The following is a 24,981-nucleotide window of genomic DNA, read 5'->3' as shown; positions in this document are numbered from 1 at the left end:
ATATTAAACTTAGGTGATCTTTTTTGAAAACTTACTTTCCATTTGGCCCTATAATATATTTCTCATTTCCGTGTAGCCTATCAAGAATTATTAAAAAAATAGGCATCAATACCGAATAAATATTGGGCGCATATTTTGCCTTAATTTTTTATAACTCGGACTGTCTTCGGAATATAATCATGACCCTATCACGTCGAAACTTTTTAAAAGGTTCGGTAGCAACCGCAATTGCTGCCAACGGACTCACACTTTTTCCTGCAGGCAAGGTATTTGCGGCTGACACGCAAGTTATTCCATCTGCATCTCACTATGGTCCTTTTAAAGCGGTTGTTAAAGAAGGTAAGTTAATTGGCGTTCAACCACTGAACGACGTTGACCCATTCCCAACAGAAATGTTGACTAAAGGTGTGTTAAGCCGTACTTATTCTGACACACGTATTAAATACCCTATGGTGCGTAAGTCTCTGCTTGAAGATCCATTAGGCAATCACAATCCGCATTTACGTGGTAAAGAACCGTTTGTTCGTGTTGATTGGGACACGGCAATTGCCCTAGCGGCTTTCTGTATTGCGCGTACAATCGAAAATCACGGTAATGAAGCGGTATTCAGTTCTTCTTACGGTGGTTGGTCTCACAGTGGCCTTAACCGTCCACAAACCCTACAAGGTCGTTTCTTTAACCTTATTGGCGGTCAAAGTATCTGTGCGGGTGACTACTCAGCTGGTGCATCTGAAGTTATTCTTCCTCACGTTATTGGTGATATGGAAGTGTACTCACCACAAACCGCGTGGAAAATCATAGAAGATAATACAGAAGCTGTTCTATTCATTGGTTGTGATCCTTGGAAAACAAACCGTGTTGAATTCCGTGTTGCAGACCACTCAATGCAAAAGCACTGGGAAGCGTTTAAAGAGAAAGGCATTAAGTTTATCTCTATTAACCCTCAGAAAACCCAAACGGACAAAGCTCTTGACAGTGAAATGATCAATATCCGTCCTAATACGGATACGGCGCTATTTACTGCGATGTCTTACCACCTATGTAAAACAGGTAAGAACGATCAAGCTTATTTAGATAAGTACACTGTAGGTTTTGATAAATACCTTGATTACCTAATGGGTAAAGAAGACGGTGTTGAGAAAACACCAGAGTGGGCAGAAAAGATCACTGGTCTTCCTGCCGCTAAAATCGTTGAAATTGCAGAGCTTTGTGTAACTAAACGTACTCAAATCGCAGCGGGTTGGGCACTACAACGTGCTGATCACGGTGAAATGATCCACTGGTCTATCATCAACTTTGCTGCGATTGCAGGTAAGATTGGTAAGCCGGGTGAAGGGACAGGCTTTAGCTGGCACTATGGTAACGGTGGTATGCCAACGTCTGGTAAGCGTATGCCTATCGGTCTATCTCAAGGTCGTAACCCAATCACTAAAACATGTCCGGTTGTTATGATTTCAGATATGTTGAAAAACCCAGGTAAAGCCTACACCCGTGATGGCGCGAACCTAACGTTACCAAAAGCGAAATTGATCTATAACGCAGGTAACAACCTTCTTTCGCACCAGCAAGATACTAATGAGTTAATCCAAGCGCTTAACGAGAATATTGACACCATTATCTGTCAAGACCCTTGGTGGTGTGCAACGGCGAAATACTCAGATATCGTGCTCCCAACAACAACAACACTTGAGCGTGACGACATCACTTCTGGTGGTACTTACAGCAACAACAAAATTTATGCAATGCGTAAAGTGGTTGAGCCTGTAGGTGAAAGCCTAGACGATTACGAAATCTTCTCTCGTCTTGCCTTCATGTTTAACGTACATAAAGAGTTTACTGACGGTAAAACCATGTACCAACACATTAGAGCCTCTTACGAAGCTTCTGATGCGACAGATGACTTCAAAACATTCTGGCAAAACGGCATTACTCACCTATCAACACCTGCTGATGCTAACAGCTTTGTTCGTCATGGTGATTTCTACGCCGATCCTGAGAAAAACCCACTTCATACGCCAAGTGGTAAGATCGAACTTTACAGTGAAACACTTGCGAAGTTTAAAGCCTTTGAGTGTCCACCCATGCCACAATGGATGCCCCCATTTGAATGGCTAGGTAATGCGAAGAAAGATCAGGTTCACGTACTAAGCCCACACCCATGGATGCGTCTACACTCACAAATGGCTAACGCTGATGTGAATAGCTACGAGTCTGTTGATGGTCGTCAGATTGTGCTTATCAACAAAGATGATGCGGCAGCACGTGGCGTGAAAGATGGCGATGTGATTGAAGTGTACAACGACCGTGGTGCGCTACTTGCGGGTGCACGCATTACTGATGAAGCAATGCCAGGTGTTATTTACATTCACGAAGGTGCATGGCTACAGCTTGATGAGAAAGGCCGTTGTAACTCCGGCTCTATCAACATGCTAACCAGCAGTAAAACAAGTAGTGGTTTAGCACAGGCAACCAGTGCTAATACCTGTTTGGCTTACTTCAAGAAATGTACTGATGTACTAACACCAAACAAAGCGTATGAGCCACCGCAAATTGTTAAGTCTAAATTCCAAGTGGATATTTGGTCACTACAGTTAGGTAAGCGCTTAAAAGCCGTTGCAGCAGAGCAAGGTCCACAGCAATCACCGGGTGAGAAACTGTTCTACGGTAGCTGTACTCTATGTCACGCAGCACCACACCCAAGTGACTTCACTTACAAGCAGTGGAAAGGTATTACAACAAGTATGTTCCCACGCGCAGGTCTAAACGATAAAGACCGTAAGCTTGTACTTGATTTCTTAAAAGAGAATGCAAAAAAAGAGTGATTGAACCCATTCACTTTAAACGCTGAAATATTTTCGGTGACAAGATAATAAAAACAAAACGCAGCCAACTTGGCTGCGTTTTTCTTTATCTCTAACGCACCACTGATGCGTTAAGATTCGTGAGCGCTAATGTTCTTTTTGCGCTTTAATTTTTGCACCATCAAATACACACTTGGTACGACAAATAATGGATCAACAATACCTAGTGCCATACCAGCGATAATAATGATCCCCAGTGAGCCCATCGCATTAGCTCCCGGCCCTGATTCCCACAATAATGGTAACGAGCCTAATATCATTGTCAGTGAAGTCATTAATATTGGACGCAAACGGGTTTTGGTCGCTTTGAGGATCGCTTCTCGCGGTGCTAACCCTTCGGCTTGTAATTCATTAGCAAACTCAGTGATTAAGATACCGTGCTTACAAATCAAACCTATCAGTGTCACTAAGCCTATTTGTGAATACACATTTAAGGTGAAATCACTAAAATACAACGCCCATAGCGCCACTGATAATGTAATGGGGAGTGATAGCATGACCACTAACGCATCGACGACACTCTCAAATTGCGCACTCAATACCATATAGATAAAGATTAATGCAGCGATAAATACAAACAGCATTTGTTGGTTTGCATCAAGGTACTGTTTGGCTTCGTCCACATAAGTGTAATTAGCATTCGTGGGTAAAATATCTGGCAGCATACGGTTTAAGGCAGCAATGCCCTCACCCATGCTGACACCATCAGCCAATCGAATAGCCAGTGAGGCAGAGGTCGCCCTGTCATATTGCTCAAGTGAGCGCGGCCCTACTTCATTCTCTATACTAATCAACGCAGACATCGGCACTAATTGCCCTTTCTTGTTAGCAATCATCAGCTGTTTTAATGAATCAGGCGTCAGAGTAAACAAGGATTCCAACTGTACATGCAGCGGATAATTGGTTCCTTGATAGCTCATATCATTACTGAAACTCTTACCACTCATTGCCAACTTGAGGATTTGCTGAATATTGCGGAGCGGCACATCATATTGTGAAGCTAATACGCGATTAATATTAATCTTAAATTGGTTCTGATCGAATTTAAGATTACTACGCGCATTAGAAAATAACGGTGACTGTTGGATTTTATAAGTCACTTCGGTCAGCTCTTTTGCCAGCACTTGCTCATCAACACTACTACTGACATTGATATCGATACCGCCACTGTTACCACGACGACCACCACCTGTTTCAATTGCAGGAATAACGCCGGTATAAACACGGTTGCCACCCGCTTTTAATCGCGCATTGATCATTTCACTGATTTTCTGTGCTGATAAATCACGTTCTTGCCACGGTTTTAAGGTCACAAAACCACGAATAAAATCAGTACTAGCAAGAATCGCAACATGCGCAATATCAGGAATATGCTTAAGCTGCGTATTCATGTTATCGATCATTTTTTGCTGACTGGTGTCGTCGCTACTTCCCACCAAGGGCTGAAATAAAAATATTTGCCCTGAATCCTCATCTGGTAGCATTTCTGATGGCGTTTGGGTAAATAGCCAATAGCTACTAGCCAAAACAACGACCATCACTAATAAGGTCGTTTTTCGCCAATCAATGGTGACTGATAACATTCGATGATAAGCATTAGATAAGCGATCTAATTGTTTATTCACTCCATTTTCAAAACGCCCTGCAGGTTTATGATTCATCATTTTGCTGCACATCATGGGTGATAATGTCAGCGCTACAATACCAGAAATAATCACCGTTCCCGCTAAAGTAAAAGCGAACTGCTGGAACAATTGTCCAGTAATCCCATCGACTAAACCTACCGGTATATAAACCGCAGCTAGGGTTAAGGTTGTTGCAATAATAGCGAAACCGATTTGGCGACAAGCAATGGCTGTTGCCTTAAATACGGAATCATGGAAACGTAATTGACGGTGGACATTTTCGACCACTACGATAGCGTCGTCCACCACCAGCCCTACCGCCAATAGCATCGCAAGGAGTGTCAAAGAGTTAATGCTAAAACCTGCCAATTTAAGAATGATGAACGAACAGGATAAACAGACAGGAATAGTCACAATTGGAATCAAGGCAATACGCAAATTACCAAGGAATAACCAGATAACACCCGCAACCAGTATTACCGCTAGACCGATCGCAATATACACATCTTCTAGTGCGGTAATAATAAAGGTCGATTTATCCAGCAAGACTTTCGCTTGCATGCCGCTTGGTAAGGTCATTGAATCTAACAAGCCGTGAACTTGTTCAGAGAGTACCAGTGGGTTTGCAGTTGCGGTGTACTGAGGATTTAACACAAACAGCATGGCATTTTTCTTCGAGAAATCCACCAGCGGTTTCACTTCACGTTGGCTGCTTGGTGTACCAATCGTGATATCTGCCACTTGATCTAATCGAATAGGTTGCTGCTGATAAGTCGCAATAATGGTCTTTTTTATATCATCAAGACTTGAAATCTCCCCTGTTGAGACCAATTGATACTGGCTTTCTGTACCGGATGTTTTACCACTGATCGCTGTGATGCTGTTTACGTCAGTGATTTTGTTAATCACATTATTCAGCGTCAAACCGTAGTAATACACTTTATCTGGATTTAAGGTGATCAACACAGATTGACTTGAACTTGGCGCAACACTTACCGCGCCAGCAGCTGGTAACTGTTCTAATTGAGGTAATAGCGTATCAATACCATACTGATGAAATTCATATTCCGCTTGATGAGGGCCCGGTGTTAAACCAATCAACATCGCAGGCATTCCCTGATCGTCTGATTTGGTCACTTTCGGCGAAATATCATCAGGTAACTTGTTTTCAATATTACCAATATCATTATGAATTTCACTGACTAAGGTATCGATTTCATTGTCATCAACACTCGATGCGACATCGATAATGATATTGCCTCGCCCTTGACGTGCAGTCGCTGATAAATGGCTGATTCCCTCTGTACCAGCAATAGCATTTTGAATCGGGATCAACACTTCAGTCATCATATTTTGTGCCGCTAACGCACTATCATGGACGGTCACTTGAATTTTGGATTGGCTAATTTGTGGGGTATAGCGCCAAGGCAACTTTTGACAAAAAATCAGACCAATGAATACAGGGATCAACCACAATACAGTACATAACACCGGACGGCGTAAACACAGCTCCGTTAATTTCATTTTTTACCTGCTGTTACTGACTGTAATGATGATTGTGTCGTTGTCTGTTGCGCGGACGTCACTTCCACTTTTTGGTCAGTTCGTAGGTAGTTTTGTCCATTAATCACTAATTGATCTCCTACCTCTAACCCAGACAGAATCTGTACATAACCGTCGTAGTACTGACCGACTTTAACATCGCGTAATCTGGCTTTATTGTTCACAACAATAAATACCTGTGCGCCTTGAATATTGGTGATAAGTGATGAGGTGGGAATCGTAACTTGCTGAAGTAATTGTCGTGTTTGCTGAACAACTTTCACGTTTTGCCCTGGTGAAAACTGTTTCGCGTCTGGTAACTGCGCTTTTAAAGTCACAAGGCCCATTGCAATATTAGGCGACACGTAACTTACCGTGCCGTGAGCATATTTAGAAGGTGTAAGCTCTGAATAAACCGTCACGGTTTGATCAAGACGGTAATCTTGTTTTTGTGCTGCTGGCAGTTGATATTCAATCGACAATTGATCTGGGGTGTACAAGGTTGCAAGGGTATTACCCACAGTTACCACGTCGCCAACATGAAAATCAGTTTGACTGATCACACCATCAAATGGCGCTTTGATTGCCAACTCTGTAAGTTGAGATTCATCTTGCTCTAGTTGCGCTAAGGCCTGTTTATAATCACTTTCGCTGTCATCATAAGTACTTCGCGCAACGACACCTTTGTTCACTAACTCTTTTTGTCGTAGCCATGTTTGTTTAGTGGCGTTAAGTTGTGCCTGATCTCGTGCAACTTTTGCTTTAGCCGACGAAGGATCAAACTGCACTAATAGCTGGCCTTTCTTAACTGCTTCCCCAGCCTTGAAGTAGATAGCGGTTATTTGACTCGTCTCTAAACTTTTTAGCGCAACCGAATTATGGCTTTTCACTACCCCATAGCCCATGACCTGCTCCGTCAACGTGCGAGCTGTTACGGGCTGGGTCTCTACTTGAACGACCTTCGATGAATGCTGTTTATGAGGAGAAGAGTCGGACAGGATCTCTTGGTTACAACCCATAAGCATAATACTTACAGCAGCGAAGACTATGACTGGAATGTATTTATGTTTCATTATCATCTACTTATCTGGAAATTAAACAATATAAGCAAGGCGCTTATCTTAATTGCCAGCACCTCTAAACATACCTATAAAGAATTATATATTAACAAGGATATTTGTGAGGGTAAGTCAGAGCTATGTTGCTTTACAGTTATTTACATTCAGCACTCCATCAATAAATGAAAAATAACAATTATTTACAGTATGTTTTTTTGTACGTGTCGAATTTATAAATAATGAAAATTAAAAGTTACGACATAGTTAACAATGTGTAAATAGCGCATATTTACTTGTACTCTTTAATATTTATCTTATCTAGACCATTAAGTTAATAAGGGTACGCCATGTTCAGTAAGCGTGATAAATACGCTCTCATCTTATCGACTTTGTTGCTCGTAGGTTGTAACGGTTCAAGTTCTGACTCGACAACAACCGAACCTTCAGTTGAGAAAGATAAAACACTCACTTCTGTTAATAGCTTTGACGAATACATAGCTGAAAACAATGAGATCAAAACAGATCAAACTATCACACTAGATATTGCCGATGGTGAGACATATGTTTTAAATAAGGATTTAACGATTAAAGGCAACTTAATCATCAAATAAGGATATTAATAATGACTAAACTTTTTTCTCTTTCTGCAATTGCCCTGCTGACAGGATTATCAACTGCCGCTTCGGCAGCTTCGCTCGATGTTCATGGCGAGATTAAAATTAATGGTAAAACGGTTATCGATGATAAAGGTAACCTAATCCAAGATCAGAGCGATCTTATTAACATTGATGATTATACTAACGCCACACCAAATCGTGTTGTAACTCTAGTAGCTCCAAATTTAGAAAATGGATATACACGTACTTACAAGTTTTATTACGATGAAACAGGACGACAATCAAAAGAAGAGTTACTTGTTAATAGCAAAATAATGTGGCTTACAGAGTGGACAGATCGAACAACTACACCGTTAGCAAATAAAAAAACCACAATTAGCTATTCATATGAAAACGGAACTACAAGTGAATTTAAAGTAGTTTCTAAAAATGTATTTTCGACATCGTCAGGATATCCATTAGCAAAAATGGGAATCGATATGAGTCGTGCTGATATATACACAAGCACTATTTTAGAAAGTACAGATCAAGAAGCAATAGGGCAAGTAACACAAGCAACAGAATACGATACTTTATCTGTTATTGATAAAGTGTCGGTAAAAATGGAGAATACAGTAATTGAAGATTGTATTGTTGTTCGCCAAGGTGGGTCGTGGATGACGCAAGGAGACCAAATCAGAACATACTGTAAAGACTACGGTCTAGTTCAATTTGATGACTTCAAAGTACAATCAGCGGAATAAATATATTAATACAAAAACGACCTTAAATTAAGGTCGTTTTTATTTTCTTAAACAAAACATTGTAGCGTTAGTTATTGTTTAACCTCTGCTCCATTGCCTGATGAGGAATATTGGCTTCCATAAATTCATCACCGTATGGAGTGAAACCCAGTTTACGGTAAAAATCGACAGCATGGGTTTGCGCGCCTAAGTCTACTCGGGGATAACCTTGCTGTTTAGCATAGTTCACTAAAGCTTGGACGACTTTGACACCCAAGCCTTGCCCACGTGCAGCCTTCATGATAGCAATACGACCGATATGACCATCGGCAAGAATGCGCCCCGTGCCTAATGGCTGTTCACCATCGACCACAAGTACATGTACCGCTTGTGTATCTAAGCCATCAAACTCAATTTCAGGATCAATTTGTTGCTCTTTAATAAACACCTGCTCACGTACTAAGCGAATACTCTCTTTATTCGCATCATCAAAAGCAACAATTTTTACATCTACCATGAAATATCCTATTTATCTGAATCACAGACCTTTTTTATATTGCTGAGAAATAGTGCCAATAATGGTTTGCTCTAATGTTGCTCTCACATTGATATCACCATGAATATACGCATTAAACAAAGAGACTAACATTGCTTTATCAGCATTTACTTCCGTTTCCGTTTTAATATCACGGAGATCGATCATAAAGCGAGTAAACTTATCAGGGAAATCTGTAACCGCCTGTAAATTCATATAGTTTTGCTGGCTATATAGCGCGTTATGCGCGCCTCTTTGTTTATCCAATACAAACGAGGCGTCTTTTAAACTCAAGATAGACGCTGACTTATCACACTTACGTAGGCACTTATTATCAAAATGCTTTTTCTTACAACCTACGGTTTGATGGAATAAACACTGGCGGCTCATTAACATCATTAATGGATGATAAATACTGTAATGTAATTCAAAGTTTTCAGGGCATACCATTGGGTTAATTTGCTTACGATTGATCTCGTTAGAAACGAATGCCCCCTTCGCATTAAATTCATCAGCAATGCACTGTAGGCTAAATGAGTTAGTTAAGTTCAAGTAAGGCCCTGCAATCCAATCAATCTCTTGCTGATAAGCCACATGCGCAATACCACTGTTATTTGCCACAATACAATTAGGTTTCACACGCTCAATAAATTCAATTGCAGCTTGGTAATTTTCACCAATTAAAATTGCTGGGAACCATGGCACAAGATGAGGATGTGCTTCAAATAATGCTACCGTTTTTTCCAATTCCATCGCTAAACCTTCAGGAATGGTGTAATACAGAACGGCATTATTATCTTGATTTAATACCACATCACTTGGATCAGAAATCAATATCGCCAGCTCTGGCGTGATCCCTGTTGGTTTACGGTGATTGATACTATTACGTGGTTTTGGCGTATCAATCGGCGCTACTAGCGCTTTTTCACCATTTAACTGATAACCAATTTGTTCTTTTAATTGTGCTAATTCCGTAAAAGGAACTGACGTATTTTCGGCTAATCCTGAAATATCAACATGGGTGATCTGATACTCACCTTCATTAGCCAAACTTTGAAAACGTTTTTCTAATAACTCATGAGTTAATACGTGTTTTTGTGCACCAATAAGTGCTGACTCTGATTGTAACTCTATCGTTTGATCAGGCGTTGTCACTATTACCGTTAAACATTGACCTTCTTTACCGCTAAAAATCATGGTCATGGGTAGCGAGCTAACATCCATGGCTTTCGTGACATCTTCAACGGTATTAATAATCGCTGTTTTGTCATCGTACAATTTCTGTTTTACGCCATTTACTGCATCAATTGTGGTTGCTTGATAGACCTGAGTAAAATGACTCACAGAGTTATCACGAGGGTTATCAATAAACATGCTCTTATTGATATCACCTTGGAGATACGAGTCAGAAAAATCGCGGTTAAAGACCGTAAACAGTGACGTTGTATCAGTTAGTAACGGCTTTTGCTCACAGTAACGATCGATTTGCTGACGCCATTGATCGACCACGGTATACACGTAGTGTGATTTTTTAATTCGCCCTTCCACTTTCAGTGAATATACCCCAGCATCAGCCAGCTCAACCATATTCGAAAAAGCTGAGTTATCTTTCATATTTAATGGGAAATCTTTACCAGCGGCAGTGGTTTGGTATTGATCACGGCATGGTTGACTACAACGCCCACGGTTACCCGAGTTACCATTTTTCACTGAGCTGATGTAACACAAACCAGAGAAACCGATACAGTAAGAACCATGAACAAACACCTCCATAAGGACATCATGTTGATGTCCAAATTGAGCCAGATGCTTAATTTCACGAATGTTCAATTCACGAGATAAGTTAACACGGCTTGCTTGAAGCTGTTTTAAAAACAGAATTTGACCGTCGTTATGGGTATTGATTTGAGTTGAAGCATGGACATCTAAAGTTGGAAAATATTCTTTAATGATGTGGAACAAGCCTAAATCTTGCAAAATCACACCATCAACTTTGGTGTTCACCAACTTATTCAATAAGCGAATAACCGCAGGAATTTCACTATCTAATACGACGATATTTAAGGTAAGAAAAATCTTACAATTGTTCTGATGTGCTAAACGAATAATGCCACTTAATACATCAAAGGTAAGGTTAGTGGCTCGATTTCGAGCGTTGAAGCTATCTAAACCACAATAAATTGCATCAGCGCCAGCAGCAATGGCAGCTTTAATAGATTCGATATCGCCACCGGGTGCCAATAACTCAAAATTCTTAGTTTTCGCAACATTGCTCATCAACAATTGTACCTTGTATAACCGCATTAAATGTGAGGACGGCTATTTTACGCGCAAGCTTTCAATAAAGTCCAATAGTGAGAGTTAAATCACACAATGGATTGAGAGGATATTGAAATCATAACTAATCGAAATGTACAGATAAGCAATTTCTGATTACAGTTATTCCAACCCCAGGCCAATATCGCTATTATGAATAAAATTTGGCAACTTAGCCCTTCTGCTATCGCTCTATCGAGCTATAACTAGGATAAAAAATAATGACAAATGCAAACCCAGTAGAACTAACAGATGCGCAAAAAGAAGCGATTGAAGCAATGGTAACTGATCGTATTAATGCCATGAATAACGATAAAGTCTTGTGTGATGCGATTGATGCAAAAGTACATGAAATGGAAGAACACCTAAAAGAATATTTTCATAAGCGTTTTCATTTTCACAGCAATAAAGCATAAAACGTCTATTTGTTATTGAATTTCAAAAAGGATCACTCGTTATAGTGGTCTTTTTCTTTTTTAAAATAAGAAAACGGGATTATCTTTTAGCTTGTGGTAAACCCTGATTGGTTAAACAATTCCGTCACCAATTGAGTACTTGATGCTGAGCTCGCTAAACCAAGATCGGCAGCTTGAATATTATCTAAGGTGATGGTTTGCGTATTGCTGTTAGATGCGGTGATCATCAATTCTAGTTTGCCACTTGAAGCATCAGCACTAATACCTGCTAATAAATCGTCGAGTTTTAACCCATCACCAGCACTATCATCCAGTACATCCGTTAAGTCTATTTTATCTTCACCTAATGCAAAGTCGGTGATGACATCGATACTGCCATCAATATTATCCAGCTCCCAGATGAACAAATCATCCCCTGCATTACCAGTTAAAATATCATTACCGCCACCAGCATAAAATATATCATCATCATCACTGCCGATAAGCGTTCGGTCTTGATCATCATCAACAATCAATTCACCGCTACCACTAGGTGAAATGCTGGCATCAATCTCAGTTGTTGTATCTTCACCAACATTGATATTAAGTGTAATAGAGGTTGCTGATAAAACACTATTACTGTCGATGGTCGATTCTGCTTCAACAATTAAACTGGTGCTGCCCGTTGATAACCCAGTGAGATACAAATCATCTAATTGGCTAACTGGCACACGATAGGTGCCAGCTGCCATTAGATCGCCAACGATTGTGCCATTACTATCAACAAGATCGCCATCATTTAAGCCACTCACCACAATTGAAAGTTCATTAGGTGCGGGGTTAACCACCGACGCCATAATGCCAATTAATGGCAGCATGGTTCCAAGTACGGTATGAATAGAGGAAGTTTGCGGCCTATCAAGCTCAATAATCGGTACATCCGGTTTGGGCGCAACAGTAATACTGGTTTGGGTACTGTCTGTTTTAGCCCCTCCCGAGCCTGAATTACCGTTATCGTTGGTTAACATACTTAAAGTATCATCGCCGTAAAAGTTAGGATCGCTTTGATAATGGATTCCAGCCGCTAATGCTGCATTAAGGTCATCTAATTTACCCGTTAACATAACATCCGATGTATTGTTGTTATCAACCGTGACCCCTGTGGTACTCAATACATTCAATGCACCATGATTAACCGATAAGTTAACTGTCATATTGCCATTATCTTCCGTTGCATCGACATCTTTTACACTGATCCCCGAAATAATAACGCCTATATCCTCTTCGGCACTAATACCAGCAGGCAACGTATTTACTGGCGCATCATTAACGGCAGCTACATCAAATGACAGGGTTTGAATCACAGCAAGACTATTGGTCGCAAGCACACCATTATCAGATGAGCGCATGTCAAAGTTCATGGTGAAATTACCGTTCGCATCACCGGGGTGAAACACCAAAGTATCTAACGTTGTACCACCTGAAATAATAATCCATGAGCCATCAGGTTGCTTTTCTGCACTGCCGCCGACTGGTGCATCAAAAAGACTGGAATCAGGCACATCAGTGACGACTACATGCAATTTTTCTGGGGCATTTTCTGTTGCATTCGAATGTGACGGTACAATACTATCCGTATTATCTCGTACTGCTAAATCAAGTGTCAGTGTAATAGGCTGATCTTCTTGTCCTGTATAAGAGGTTGTTACATCAGAATCAATTTTGTCGCCTACAGGTAGAATATCAACATTTATGGTTGCGGTATTTTGTGCAATATCATCCAATAAATCCTCTTTGGTAAAGACCAACACTCCCAATACTAATGTACCACTGTAATTTTCAGCAGGTACAATATTAACCCCAGTAAGACCGCCTGTTTGCATACCGATAGGTAACGTAACACTCCACTCGCCATTCCCTAAATTACCTACAGGCCCTGTTAAGACAAAGCCATCAGGTACGTTGGTGATCTTGGCTGAAATAATTTGCTCTGAGCCATCAGTATCTCCGACATCAAAACTGATGCTACCAAGGCTGATACCACCCGCCTGATCTTCATTACCTTTAATGGTGGTATCAACACCTGTAAATTTGACCGGGTCATCGACTGGGATCACATCAAAATCGACTGTTGCAGTAAACGTACCTGTCGCTTGCGCGGTTGCTGGTGTCGTTAAGGTATAGGTCACATCATCTTCAACGGTAGCAACCGCTGATATTGATACATTACCGCTAAAATCTTTTACCGGTTGAAATGGAATATTATCCAATTCCGTTTTATTAACGGTGATCGTTTGTACTGCCGTTCCATCTGCTTGAATGAAGGAACCTTGGCTAGCATCGACGGTTAACTCGACTTGTTTTAGGGTTTCAAGCCCTGATGTCAATGAGGTACTGATATCTTTTAACGACGCTGATATTCCTAAAATAACCGAGCCATCTTCATAGGCATGATTATTTTTAATGACTTCAGGCTTACCTGTATTGGTAATCGGTTGATCGTCATCACCGAGTTTCTCTGTGCGCAGTACTTCCAGTGATAACGTCGGATCGCCATGAGGTGGGACATCAACTACAGGCTCTATACGAACTGTAACGGGCTTAATAAGATTTTTAGTATTACCACTGGTGGTATCGGTGTTGACAATGTGAAGATCAAATTGAAAATCACCCGCGAAGTCGGTTGCAGGGTTTAATGAGATACCACTTACATCAACTTTTCCTGCCCCATCGACAGGTACTATCATGACGTATTCACCATCGATGAAGTCAAAATTAGTCCCTAAGATGGTGACCCCGCTAGGCAGATCCGCCGCTTTAATTACAATCGTCACTGAGTCATGATTTTGTTCGCCATTAACAGAGCCAATAACGATATCATCTTCAATTTGGTCACCAAGATTAATGACATTATCTTCAGTGCCAGTTACCACGTCAGGATTGAAAACAATATCCCCTGCAAGCTCAGTGATCATGCTGGTATTCGGGGTAAAATCTAATGTGATGGGTGTGGTAAATGGCACAAGTGCACTGACATCACCTTCACCGTTATCACCTAAATCTTGTACTTCAGCGCTAATGGTAATATCGATAGTGGAGTTAAAGCCCGTTGGTGCGGTGATTTTCAAGTTATCGAGTTGCGATTCAGGTATTGTCCATGCCCCAGCTCCATCACTGATACCACCTATCACAACAAAATCACCAGGCTCTGCTACTGATTGAGGAAACTTCACCACAATACGCCGTATCACTTCATCACTATGATCAATAGCAACTGGGGTATTCTCTCCTGTAAAGGAGACACGTCCAAGCGATGCTGCATCTGTTGATAGATCAATCACGCCACCTGTGGTACTGGTTAACATGGTTAAGACCGCGTCACTTGAATCTCGAACAGCAAGAATACCATCAGGTTCAACCACGGCTTGAATATCAACAACGAGCTGTCCTGTGATTTCTTTAATCGCAGTATTTTCACCATCACTATCCGTCTGCGCTACCGTTAAATAAGATTGAAAGGTTAAATCACGATCAGAATTTTGAGGCGCGCGAAGTTGTAATGGTTTACCAGCAAGTAACTCATCACGTTGACTATCCGTTAATGTGATCTCTCCAGCGACCAATGTTAAAGGAGTGCCATCAATCAATAAGGTGTAATCGGAAGGAATACCACCAAAACGTATCTGAGTAATCGTTTCGCTACTATCAGTAAATCCTTGTGCTGCAGTTGGTCGCCATTGCACCGTATTATTTTGATCTTCTAATATATTGTTATCACTGACTAAGGTGTAATTATCTGCATCAATAACTGGCTGAATATTGATCAGAATTTTTCGATCAAAACTATGTACATCACCATCATTTTCAGTGACTAATATTTTAGCTTCTAGTTCAATATCTTGAGTGCTGTTTAATGGTGGTATTATTTCAATATTTTTTAATGACGAAAGTTCAATCTCATAAACAGGCTTACCTTCAGTATCATAACCAGTAAACACTAAACTTTGATCATTACCTTCAGCGTCTTTTAATGTGACCCCTGCGGGAATACCCGATAACACTACACTTAACGTTTCAGAGTTATCATCTAATTGCTTTAAAGGCGTTTCACCACTAATAATACTGATTCCAGAAATGACTGAACTGTCTTCATCTATTAAGGTTTCAATACCTTGTGTCGGATCGTTGTTGATATAAGCCCACTCACCGACATCTAACACACCATTACCATTACTATCAATATCGATATCAAATATCGGTACGTCAGCCACGCCTTTTAAGCTTACTTCAAGCTGTTGCGTTGCCGTGACATATTCATCATTAGCGTTAACCACGACATTACTGCTATTGGTAAAACTCGCGCTATCTTTCACAACACCTTGCACTGTAATTTCAAAATCAACATTGCTTTCAGGTGTTGGTTTTAGCTGAACATTAGCAATATCTGCATAGTTAACCTCATACACACCGGAGCCTGACGGGCTTTCAACTACAACAGCGCCATTGAGTAGTATTTGTGCCCCCACGGGTAAATTAGAAAAACGAACACATTCTATTTCTGAGCCGTCCTTATCTACAGTTTCTGTTAACGTCACGTGATCGCTTAGATTAATTAACACATCTTCATCAGAACTAATTCGGGTAACTTTTAATGTGGTTTCATCAGCAACAGGTTCAACATTAATAATGATTTCACGCTCAACAGAATCAGCGGTTTGCTTGCCCGTCACAAAAACCACGTCTTCTTTACTTTGCGCCACGGCCGTGAGTTTTATGTCACCACTGTAATTCGCTGTCGGTGTGACAGATAAACTCCCCACATCTGCCGCTGATACTTGATATTGATCACCACCAAGATCAACAAGATTATTTCCTTTCAACTCACCATTGATCTTGCCACCAGCATCTGGCTCTAACGTAATAATATAAGATAATGTTTCAGAGCCATCGATATCATTAAGATCGGCTTTAAGCTGCAAATCAACACCTGTTGAATCTTCATCAATGGTGTAATGTACTTGCGTTTGAGTATCATCCCACGTTGGGATATCAGCAATCCCTTCCACAATAATTTCAAACGACGTGATCGCTTCAGGCAATGGAGCACCACTAGTCACACCAACTTGCGCTTTAACTTCAAACACTAAATTGCCATTTGCCGTAGAGAAATCAGCATCGGGAATAAAAGTGAGTCCCACTAACTCGTGTACTACATTATCTGTCGTGGTGAAATCGCCGACAGGCACAACATAAGATAACCCATCTCCACTGGTCGCAAGTGCGGTACCGTTTAAATAAAATGAACCGTGTACCTCTGTCGGAATCGTGATCAATACTTGTTGTAAAAACTCACCGCGATCATCATCACCAATATCAATTTTAAGTGATACAGGCGCCCCACTTGGTGGAGCAATGATCGTTTCATCAGGATCTTCGACTCGTCCTACATCTTCATAAGTGACAATCGGATCGGGCTCGATAATGATCTTGGCTTCTTGATCATCAATTTGTAATGTAATCGTCCGTAATTCTGTATCATCATCACCATCTGTGACCCGATAGTTAAACGTATATTCCAGTACCTCATCTGTCTGTGTTATTTCAGTGGCTGCCGAGAAAGAAACCTCACCATTAGGCTTAATCGATAACTCGCCTAATAGCTGGCCAGGAGAAATGGTATCTCCTCCTTGATGAATTGGAATAACCGTAAAACCGTTACCCACTAATGGTTGCTCTACTGCAAGATCAACAACACTCACTACAGTCGCACCATCTGCACCTTCTAATGCTTGTGTCAGTAACGACTCTCCAACGACATTTGCTTGTCCTTCATCAGCTTGAATAATGATATTTCGACCATCGGCAATATCATCAACAATGGTTAGCTTAATGGTTGAAAATGTACTTTCATCACCATCATCATCAATCGCAATCACAGGTAAAAAAACATCTTTACTGTCTTTACCGGGATCGGGGTGATCAATTGCACCAAAGAGGTTTACGGTATATTCACCCGCCGCCGTAAATGCCACAGTAAAAATCGTACGAGAATCAGCAAATGCTGAGTACGTTCCGACAGAATGCTCAAATAAGGTAACCGCCTGTCCTTGGCTTGTTAAGGTTGAATTTAAAGTGGTAAATTGCGTGGTATCTAAACGGTACTGATGAACTAAATCACTGCCTTCATCAATCGTTAATGTTCCCGTCGCGCGGTCCCCATCTTCATCAGGTGTTGAGCCTTGATGATGAGGGCCATCGGCACGAATATCACTTTCTTCAACAGTGATATCTTGTGTATTAATAATTACCGGATCAAACCCATCACTGATATTAAGCATAACGGCCACTGGGGTTTCTAAATAATCACCATCGGTATCTTGGATTTGGACTTCGAGATCAATACTAATGAGAGCACCTGAAACATTGATATAGCCACTACTATTTCCTCCACTATTGTGATCAAGTGGTAAGAATTGCTCATACGTTACCGTCACATCAGCATCTTTAGAATTCAAGACATTAACGGCTGATAAGGTTAGTGTGAAATAAGTCTGGCTGTTATACGAAGCCGTTAAAACATGGGTACTAGGATCAAAATTATAATCGAGTGTCTGCCCCCCCAATGCTGTGATTTCTGCACGTAACTCTGCGAGTAAATCAGTAAGATAATTAGCACTAAAACCAACTTTATCGGGATCTAGACGATCAACACCTGCGGTTAATGTAAAGGTTGTCGAATCAGAAACTGGATAGCCAGTAAGCGAACCTGTCGGTGCACTAATATCACCTTCAATCACATCTAAATCAGTTATGCCGGTAAAATTCCCCGTAGGATCGAGTCCATCAATAATAGTGATATTAATTTCACCATCGGTTGGACTTATATCTAAATCTTGATCGGTTGCAGTGACAGCTAAGGTAATCGCTAATTTATTGGTGGTGTCAGACTGATCCAACGGCTGTGATTGCACGACGTTGTAATCACCACTTTGTAGTAATTCAATAGTTAATACTTCAAGCGTAGGATCATCTTGCCTTACCACAGTAACCGTATTGCCGACTACGCTATATTCCGTTGCGTAACCATTACTGGTTAAGTGGGTTAAATTTGGCTGAAGCGCTGTTAAATCAATGTGGATGATCTCATCACTACCAATGTTGGTTGCTATTTTTCCGCTATCGCTATCAATTTCAGTAAATTCAGTTCCAGCATCAATACCAAAACTGGGTAAATCACCGTCTGCAATATTCACGGTAAATATTGCAGGATTTAATAATGGATCATCATCAGCATCATGCATCTGGAGCGGAATTCCCATCGCTAAATTAGCTTGGGTCATCGTAACTATCCCTGCTGTCAGTACTCCGTTAAGGTGATCAATGGGTAATGATTCAACTAATTGCGATTGTAATTCAACATTTCGGCCATTTTGACTCGGTGTAATAGTCAGCTCAAAAACGGTGTCTTTGGCAAGATTATCTTTACTAAGCGTAATTGAAATGATCTTGCTGGTGGGATCTTGGATAATAGTAGCAAGTGTATTATCACCTTGTGATGTGACTTGCTCTAACGCCGTTTTGATTGCCGTGATATTGTCACTACTCAGTAATACACTATCGGCCAGTAATATATCGTTAGTTGCAGGAATGATTGTGGTATTGCTTGTAGTAACAGGGTTTCCCGATGTTGATGGCCCAATAGTCGGTGGGACTAAGTCACCTTCAACCACGTTAAATTCAGCATTAATTCCATTAGGATCGAGCCCATCTTTGATGATTAATTGCAGATTCGCAACATTACTTTTATCACCATCAAAATCCATCAATTGAACATCAAGATTCACCACATTTTGATTCGGCAATAGCGGCTGATCAATCGGCAAATATTGCTGAATCGTATATTGCCCATCAGGATCTATAGCGATACTTAACACTTGGGTTGATGTTCCTGCTAACTGAACATCAAATTGATTCGGTATGGACGGATCAAATACCACTTCTAATGCTGTGCCATTACTGGTTATCCCTGTAAACGCCTGACTTGGTTCGATAAACTGAACCTGTTTTATTTCATCACTATGACTGCCATAGACTAAACTTCCCGTTACCTCTTGAGGCGCTGTAATAGCACCATCAAACCCTTCAGTCCATGTTATGGATTGCTCATTAATAATAGGGATAACACCATCTTCAAAAACCAGCTTTACCTCAACAGGATCCACTAATTGATCAAAGTCAGTATCATGCATAATGATCGGAATGGTAATGTCAATTTTTCCGTCATCTAATGAAATATATTCTCCACTGACAAAATGAGAAGGATCATGATCTAAAGGTTGAAATTGAGTTAAGGTCATTTCTACTTTGACATCATCATCTTGTTGAATCGGTGTGAGCACTAACTCAAATACCTCAGCGCTATTTGATGCTTCTTTTACTTCTAAAGTCATTAAACCACTCAGTGCATTAGTGATATCAAATCTAACGCCTTTTCCACCTGTCGTAAGCTTGAGCAGCTCTGCCCCTAATTTAAAAAACACGGCATCAGTTAAATTTAAACTACTAGCAACCAAAGCATCATTAACAGCAGTAACAACAAAATTACTTGATGATGAAACAGGATAACCTTGCCCACCCACAGGTGGGTTTAAATCTCCCTCGATAATATCGAGTTCTGCAATGACACCTTGACCAGTAGGGTTCTCACCATCATTAATATCGACAATCAGCTGGCCAATATTACTGTCGTCACCATCTTTATCGACGACAAAAACGTCAAGAGCGAGATTATTAACGTTGGTTGTAAAGTTCTGATCTAAAGGTCTATTTTGCTCGACGGTATAACTTCCATTTATATCCAAGGTTATGGTTAATACATTTTGCTCAGGTGTACTGCCAATAGCCGGAACATAAAGCTGTAAAACATTTCCGTTAAAGCGATAGTCTGTTGCTTCGGCATTACTGGTTAAGCCAGCCAAGCTAGGTTGTTCAATAGCAAAATAAGCATTAGCAATATCATCACTGCCGACATCAACAGGAATGTGCCCCTGCTCTATTTGGGTTGTCATGATCTCGGTATAATCAGTGCCGGTATCTGTGCCTAACACAGGATCAACACCGTCTTTAACGATAATAAGCAACTCACCTTGCGCTTTATCACCATCATAATCTTGCGCGGTAACGGCTAACGTTAAGCGATCTTCGTTTGATACGATGGGTTGATTTAAAGGTAAATGCTGAGTGACGGTATATTTACCATCAAGCTCAATAACAACATTCAGTACCACTGAATCATCGCTAGATAAACGTATATTTAGCTCATTACCGAGCACTTCCACGTAGGTAGGTGCGCTATTACTTAACCAACCGATTAATCCTGTTTGCGTACTATCAAAAGTGAGTGTTTTAATCTCATCACTACCGAGTTCTAAGCCTATTTCACCTTCTGCCACTGTTGCTACCGCGCCTTTTTTAGGATCGGTTATCGTTGTTCCAGTATCGATTTCAAATAGCGGATCGGCACCATCTTCAACGCTGATAGTGACGATGGCGGGTTGAGAAAACGGATCGTCATCCCCGTCATTCATCATCAATGGGATGTCGATAGCAAGCTTATCATTATTGAGTAAGACGTATGTTCCACCACTATCAATTTGATGATCAAGCGGCAGTAATTGCTGCCATGCTATTTTCACATCAACATCACGCCCCATTTGTGCTGGCGTCAGGGTGATGATAAAAACATCTTGCTTAGTAACTGAATCTATTGCGGTGATGGTTTGCGCCGCAGTGATAGGATCTGCGATGTGGCTGATTTCTAGTGCTTGGTCAGATGACGTTAAACTCGATAACTCCGTGATTAATGCCGTTAATACATCGGGTAATATCACCAATGACGTCGCAACTAAACTGTCATTTGCCGCAATGATTGATAAGGTTTTTTCACTTTCAACCGGGTATAACGAAGTTGACGGTTCACGGATAGGTAAAGCGAGATCTCCTTCAACCGTTTCAAGAGTAATATTCGTACCAGTCGGATTTTGACCATCGGTAATCACTAAAGTTAACGTTGCATCATTGCTGCTGTCGTTATCAAAATCCACCACATGAAATGGCAGACTAATCGTATTGGTATTAGGTGTGACAGGTTGATCAATCGGTAAATATTGCGTGATGTTATAGTACCCGTCAGTGGCTATAGACAGCGATAAAACTGGGGTTGTCGTGCCAGTTAAAAACACCATTATTTGATTGGATTTGCCATCATCAAATTTCGCATCAAGCGCGATACTATCACTGGTTAAGCCAGCAAAAGCTGTTGTAATATCACCAATGACAACCTGTTTGATCACATCACTATTTACATCAAACTCTAATTGCCCCGAAATAGATTGTGGCTCTGCCACGGTACCTGAGAAAGCTTCCGTCCATGTTTTGATTTGGCTTTCGATAACGGGGGCTTTACCGTCTTCTAATATCACTAACGCATTCACAGGTTCGACTAAAGGATCAAAATCGCTATCATGCATTTCTAGTGGTAAGCGAATATTTATCCCGTTACTTGTAAGAGAGACATACTCTCCCCCTGAATACACCGTTGGATCATGATCTAACGGCTTTAACTGCTCGACATCCATAGTGACAGTAACGTTATGGCTGTCTTGAGTTGGTGAAAAAGTAACAATTAACACATCCGCATTAATACTGTCTTTCCCTATAAGCGTAACAAGGCCAACGCTACTGGTTGTAAGAGTAAAACGTAGGGCTAATCCAGTCGCCGTGAGCTGCTCTAACTCACTGATTAATTCTGTTTGTACACGTGATGATATATTCAAACTTGACGCAACCAAATCATCATTCACCGCAGGGATAGTAAACGAGCTTGAAGCATCAACAGGGTAGGCATCAGCGATATTTTTAGGAGACAGATCCCCTTCAGTTAAACTTACTTGTGCTGTAATGCCCGCGCCTGTTGGGTTTTCACCATCAGTGATATTAATAATGAGTTGTCCTACGTTACTGTTATCACCATCAGCATCCGTGACCATAACAGCAAGAGCGAGATTATTTACATTAGTCGTAAAATTCTGATCTAGTGGTTGGCTTTGTTCTATTGTGTAACGACCATCAATTTCAAATACCACAGTTAATACGGGTTGTTTTGGTGATGATCCTTGCGCAGGAACAAACAACTCCAACTTGTTACCAACAGTACTATAATTCGTTGCTTGTCCATTGCTGGTTAGACCGTTTAGTGTGGTTTGTTCGAGGTTGAAAGTTGCACTAGCAATATCATCACTACCCACATCGACCGTAATTTGTCCGGTAAAGGTTTGTGGTGACATGGTTTCAATAAAACTAGTAGCAATATCCTTACCTAAAATGGGATCTGGGCCATCAACAATGGTAATATTTAATTCACCGACATTACTTTTATCGCCATCGGTATCAATCGCAATAACGCCTAAAGTCAGTTTATCTATATTCGTTTTAACAGGTTGGTTTAGTGCCTGATACTGGGTAACGCTATACTCGCCAGACGTATTAATCTCAATCGTTAATACTTCAGTCTGTGGTGCATCTGCCAACTGCAAGATGATTTTATTACCTTCAATGCGATAGACAGTCGGTTTACTATTACTCAATAACCCATCAAGGGTAGGCTGTTGAGGTTCAAAAAACATCGCCTTGATTTGATCACTTCCCACGTTGATAGGAATGCTGCCTAAAACGGTTTGGGGCGTAGCAATATCTTTGTCTTGTTCAATGATCGTAGTACCGCTATCAATGCCTAAAACAGGATCAACACCATCATTAATCTTAATGACTAATTCACCCTCATTACTGATATCACCATCTCGATCCGTCGTCGTTAATAATAAGGATAATTGTGTTTGATCTAGCGCGTTATCTTGATTGAGTGCTTGATATTGAGTCACACGATATTGACCATTAGTACTGACTTCTATTGCTAAAACCGGTGACTGATCATCAACTCTGATTACTGTGATTTTATTCCCTAGTACTGCAAAGCTTGTTGCTACGTCATTACTTAATAGTCCAATCAATGACGGTTGCTGCTCGGCGAATGTCATTACACCAATTTCATCACTTCCGATAAAAACAGGAATATCACCAGTAACACTTTGTGGCGTAGTAATATCACTATCTTGTTCTGTAAATTCAGTGCCGTTATCAATGCCTAAACCAGGAATTTTTCCATCTTCTATCACGGCTAAAAAATTAATTGGGGTTTGGGTTAGATTACCGTTGGTATCTGCAATTTGAACAGGAAGCGATAGGCGGATTTGTTCTCCGTTAATCACAATCGGTGCACGGTTAGATTCCCCTGCAAAATGATCTAAAGGAAGAAACTGTGTCACTGTCATTATCACATTAGCATCTCGACCATTGAATAATTCAGCACTTAATCCAATGGTTAAAACAATGCTTTCATCGCTACGGCTAATGCCTTTATCACTTCGACCAATGATTTGATTCGTTTCAATATCGTAACTAAAAATAATGGGGCGATCGTTAGATGATAATTCACGATTCATCGTGGCGAGTAAACTATCAATTTGTAAACTATCGAAGGCTACCGTGTTGCTATCAAGTGGCAGTGTGGCAGCTTCAACTGAAACGCTACCACTAGCAGAAACGGGATAAGTAATAGGAACCAGATCGCCTTCAACAAAGTAAACATCATTATAAAATTCACCACCGTCTGGCGATAAAATAGGAAGCGAGATATCGTCTTGTCGTCTAATTTCTGGATTATATGCAGTGTTAAAACCCGCGGTTGCAAGTAATTGGTCATTGTCATAAAGAATAACTAAGCCATCAGTAATTGATGAACTAATATCCTTAATACCAGCCGTTGTAATACCAGCCGCTGTTGCTTTTTGAATTTTAGTCGGATCTTCACCTGATAATATTGCTGCTTGTAAAGCTGCAATACTGGGCTCTAAATCCAATTCAGGTAAGGGCAAATGAACCAATTTATTATTAGAAAGGCATGCCTTACAATGTTGATTAAGCCATATATTCGTACCATCGACATGCACTAACACTTCACTACGATCAGTAAAAAGTAACGTTGTTCCTATCGCAAGATCATCACCTACCTTAACAGGAAAATATTCCCCTACCGGCATAAGAACAAACACCTGCCCTTTTACTTGTTCAACGACAATGGCTTGATCCACATAAATCTTAAACACAGCTCCTTCCCCTCAGTAAAAAGGATGCCTTAAGTATTAATCAACGGTATAAATTTCGGCACGTCTGGGCGTCTTAAATATAAGAAT

9 protein-coding genes are annotated in these 24,981 nt (G+C 40.7%); 4 read left to right on the top strand and 5 right to left on the bottom strand.

Going from position 1 to position 24,981, the window contains the following annotated elements; translation table 11 throughout:
- The first annotated feature begins 179 nt into the window (after nt 1–179).
- Nucleotides 180–2,822, top strand: coding sequence for a molybdopterin-dependent oxidoreductase (locus C9J46_RS02600; RefSeq protein WP_107290524.1), 2,643 nt, complete (start codon nt 180–182; stop codon nt 2,820–2,822).
- Between the two features lie 110 nt (nt 2,823–2,932).
- Here C9J46_RS02600 and C9J46_RS02595 read toward each other — a convergent pair whose 3' ends face one another.
- Together C9J46_RS02595 and C9J46_RS02590 are read right to left on the bottom strand one after the other, a co-directional pair.
- Nucleotides 2,933–6,010 (bottom strand): efflux RND transporter permease subunit, encoded by a 3,078-nt coding sequence (locus C9J46_RS02595; RefSeq protein ID WP_107290523.1) that lies wholly within the window; start codon nt 6,008–6,010, stop codon nt 2,933–2,935.
- Nucleotides 6,007–7,101 (bottom strand): efflux RND transporter periplasmic adaptor subunit, encoded by a 1,095-nt coding sequence (locus C9J46_RS02590; RefSeq protein WP_107290522.1) that lies wholly within the window; start codon nt 7,099–7,101, stop codon nt 6,007–6,009. Before C9J46_RS02590 ends, C9J46_RS02595 begins: the two co-directional genes overlap by 4 nt.
- Nucleotides 7,102–7,433: 332 nt before the next feature.
- Between C9J46_RS02590 and C9J46_RS02585 the strand changes: the two genes are divergently transcribed.
- Together C9J46_RS02585 and C9J46_RS02580 are read left to right on the top strand one after the other, a co-directional pair.
- Entirely contained in the window at nt 7,434–7,697 is a 264-nt protein-coding gene (locus tag C9J46_RS02585; protein WP_107290521.1) for a hypothetical protein, read from the top strand.
- A gap of 11 nt (nt 7,698–7,708) precedes the next feature.
- Entirely contained in the window at nt 7,709–8,446 is a 738-nt protein-coding gene (locus C9J46_RS02580) for a hypothetical protein (RefSeq protein ID WP_107290520.1), read from the top strand.
- 67 nt (nt 8,447–8,513) lie between these two features.
- On the opposite strand, the gene C9J46_RS02575 is transcribed toward C9J46_RS02580, so the two are convergent.
- The gene (locus tag C9J46_RS02575; RefSeq protein WP_107206232.1) at nt 8,514–8,942 is read right to left on the bottom strand and encodes a GNAT family N-acetyltransferase; all 429 of its coding nucleotides are present in this window, start codon (nt 8,940–8,942) and stop codon (nt 8,514–8,516) included.
- Between the two features lie 21 nt (nt 8,943–8,963).
- Nucleotides 8,964–11,237, bottom strand: a complete 2,274-nt coding sequence (locus C9J46_RS02570; protein ID WP_107290519.1) for a peptidase U32 family protein — start codon at nt 11,235–11,237, stop codon at nt 8,964–8,966.
- A gap of 260 nt (nt 11,238–11,497) precedes the next feature.
- On the opposite strand from C9J46_RS02570, the gene C9J46_RS02565 reads away from it, so the two are divergent.
- On the top strand, nt 11,498–11,692 hold the full coding sequence (locus C9J46_RS02565; RefSeq protein ID WP_107206230.1) for a hypothetical protein: 195 nt from the start codon (nt 11,498–11,500) through the stop codon (nt 11,690–11,692).
- An 86-nt stretch (nt 11,693–11,778) separates the two neighbouring features.
- Here the strand turns inward: C9J46_RS02565 and C9J46_RS02560 are convergent, their stop codons facing one another.
- Nucleotides 11,779–24,894 carry a retention module-containing protein gene (locus C9J46_RS02560; protein ID WP_146144660.1) on the bottom strand — a complete coding sequence of 4,372 codons (13,116 nt, stop codon included), beginning with the start codon at nt 24,892–24,894 and terminating at the stop codon, nt 11,779–11,781.
- Between the last annotated feature and the right edge of the window lie 87 nt (nt 24,895–24,981).

Source organism: Photobacterium sp. GB-36 (genome assembly GCF_003026135.1).
Lineage (GTDB): Bacteria > Pseudomonadota > Gammaproteobacteria > Enterobacterales > Vibrionaceae > Photobacterium.
The sequence above is the reverse complement of the archived record's forward strand: the minus strand, read 5'-3'. Positions and strand labels throughout refer to the sequence as shown.

What these genes read in the sequence shown, in the direction of transcription:
- C9J46_RS02600 (WP_107290524.1), top strand. Translation starts at nt 180, where the DNA reads ATGACCCTATCACGTCGAAACTTTTTAAAAGGTTCGGTAGCAACCGCA.
- C9J46_RS02595 (WP_107290523.1), bottom strand. Translation starts at nt 6,010, where the DNA reads ATGAAATTAACGGAGCTGTGTTTACGCCGTCCGGTGTTATGTACTGTA.
- C9J46_RS02590 (WP_107290522.1), bottom strand. Translation starts at nt 7,101, where the DNA reads ATGAAACATAAATACATTCCAGTCATAGTCTTCGCTGCTGTAAGTATT.
- C9J46_RS02585 (WP_107290521.1), top strand. Translation starts at nt 7,434, where the DNA reads ATGTTCAGTAAGCGTGATAAATACGCTCTCATCTTATCGACTTTGTTG.
- C9J46_RS02580 (WP_107290520.1), top strand. Translation starts at nt 7,709, where the DNA reads ATGACTAAACTTTTTTCTCTTTCTGCAATTGCCCTGCTGACAGGATTA.
- C9J46_RS02575 (WP_107206232.1), bottom strand. Translation starts at nt 8,942, where the DNA reads ATGGTAGATGTAAAAATTGTTGCTTTTGATGATGCGAATAAAGAGAGT.
- C9J46_RS02570 (WP_107290519.1), bottom strand. Translation starts at nt 11,237, where the DNA reads ATGAGCAATGTTGCGAAAACTAAGAATTTTGAGTTATTGGCACCCGGT.
- C9J46_RS02565 (WP_107206230.1), top strand. Translation starts at nt 11,498, where the DNA reads ATGACAAATGCAAACCCAGTAGAACTAACAGATGCGCAAAAAGAAGCG.